Origin of the sequence: Achromobacter sp., assembly GCF_049647645.1 — a bacterium.
Taxonomy (GTDB): Bacteria; Pseudomonadota; Gammaproteobacteria; order Burkholderiales; family Burkholderiaceae_B; genus Achromobacter.
This window is the reverse complement of sequence record NZ_JBARYB010000050.1, coordinates 1-1,966: the sequence shown is the minus strand read 5'-3', so window position 1 is coordinate 1,966 and position 1,966 is coordinate 1. Positions and strand designations below refer to the sequence as shown.

Annotated in this window: 1 protein-coding gene and 1 pseudogene; both read right to left on the bottom strand. The window is 69.3% G+C overall.

Annotated features, from left to right (window positions below; genetic code table 11):
• Nucleotides 1–904: pseudogene (locus WBB14_RS05265) on the bottom strand (type VI secretion protein); the annotation flags it as partial.
• Nucleotides 905–1,340: 436 nt separating this feature from the next.
• On the bottom strand, nt 1,341–1,940 hold the full coding sequence (locus tag WBB14_RS05260) for a S26 family signal peptidase (protein WP_004355992.1): 600 nt from the start codon (nt 1,938–1,940) through the stop codon (nt 1,341–1,343).
• Between the last annotated feature and the right edge of the window lie 26 nt (nt 1,941–1,966).

Sequence of the window (1,966 nt, the reverse complement as noted above, 5' to 3'; positions counted from 1 at the left end):
CGGCCAGGCCCAGGCGCTGCAAGCGTTGCAGGCGGCCGATCAGCAACAGGCGCTGGCGTTGCAGCCGCGGTTCGTTGAAGCGTTCGATCTGCACTCGGCCGTCCTCGCCGGCCTCGCGTTGCAGGGTGCGATCCAGGCTCGTCCACCGCTCTTGTTCCACCTCGCGCTGCAAGGTTTGCTGGATTTCGAGCTCCGTGCGCGGCCCCAGCCATTCGGTCGCCAGCTCAGCAGCGCGATGGCGGAAGCCATCGGCGATGTAGTCGCCCGCGATGATGAGGTCTTTGCCGGTGTCGTCGCGCCCACGCACGACGATGTGCGTGTGCGGGTTGTCGGTGTTCCAGTGGTTGACGGCTACCCAATCGAGGCCCGTGCCCAGGTCGGCCTCCATGCGACCCATGAGGTGCCGCGTATAGGTGCGCAGGTCTTCCAGCTCCGCGCCATCCTCAGGCGAGAGGACGAAGCGGAAGTGGTGCCGGTCGTCGGCGCAGCCCTCCGTGAAGGCGTCGAGGTCGGCAGCATCGGTCTGTGGCCCGTAGGCTTGGCCAGGCTCGCCATCGCGGCCTACGCCATTGCGCTCGATGTAGCGAAGGTGCTTGGCGAGCGACTGCGGGCTGGCCTGGCGCTGATTGACCAGCAGCGTCTTGATGGTTACGCGCCGCGACATGGGAGTGAGCTTCGCGCCCGCGAAGCGCGCCGCCGTGTGGCCGCGCCCGAGGCGCGAGCCGGGCCGCTGGCCGGAGTGCTGTCCGTTGCCGCCAGTGCGAGGACGGCGCATCGCCGATTTGCCGCCGCTGGCCTTGCCCGCCTGCTTGAGCACCTTCGAGACGAAGCCCTGGCCCCGGTTCTTCGGGGCCTTTGGAGGGTTCGGGCGGATACGGAAATCGTCGTCTCGGCGGTCACTCATGGCTGTGCTCCCTGCAAGCTCTGGCGTGTCCGGTCGTGCAAAGCACGCGGACACACCCGCATTGGCGCGGGCCTCGCGCCACAAGCGGCACGGCGGCGAAGCCGCTGTGTGCCGCGCCACCCCCATGTGCAGACTGGCTTTCGACGCGGCCCGGTGCCGCGTCCTTTTGTCTTGCCTTCCGCCTTTGCCCCTCGCTGGCGCTTCGGGCAGCGGTTGCCCGGCGGCGCTACTGCGCGAGCAGCCAGCGCGCCGGCGAACGCGGCGACGGCCATAGGCCGGGCGCATTCGAGGCAAGACGCCTGCACATGGGAAGGCAGCGCGAAGTGCAGCGCGGATGCGCTCGCACTGCACACGCGACGACATGCGGAAAGCCACCGGATCGGCACGCCCGATGGCACGATGAGATGCACGGCAACGTGCAGCGAATCGGCGGCCATCATGGGCGAGACTCCAGCCAGACCGGATGCGCGACGCTGATCACGGCGGATACGCTGACCGGCCCGAAATACCGGCTGTCGAACGATGCCGGGTTGGTCACGCTGAGCAGGAACAGTTCGCCGGAATTAAGGAGACGGCATTGCTGCCAGGATGGCAGCGGCCGGCCCCAACGGTCAGCGGGCAGCACGGTGGCCGAAGGCAGGCCGTCGATGCGGACGATGCGGCCAGTGATGCACACCTCCTGCGGAGCGACAGCGCCCACGCGCTTGAGCAGCGGCACGCGCGCCGGCAGGTAGCCGCGCTGCGCGGCCAGCGCGGCAGCCTCTGGCGGCAGCGTGGTCAGCACGATGCTGCCCACGGACAAAGGACGTGGCAGCGAGCCGGCACCGTGGTCCAGCGAATCGACGCGATACCAGCCGACCGCCACACTGTCGGACGGGTTGTAGATCAGGCGCGGCAGCGGATGCGCGAAGGACGCCCAACCCAGCGCAGCGAGGCCGCAGGCGGACAGGCCCGCCAGCACGATGCGGGTGCGCAAACGTGCGCGGGGTCGCGGGCGAGCACGCGATGCGGTGCTGGCAGTAGAAACGGCGGTCATGGCAGCGCCCTCCCGATCAGCCAGGC

Coding starts and splice junctions, on each gene's coding strand:
- WBB14_RS05260 (WP_004355992.1), bottom strand. CDS start 1,940: ATGACCGCCGTTTCTACTGCCAGCACCGCATCGCGTGCTCGCCCGCGA.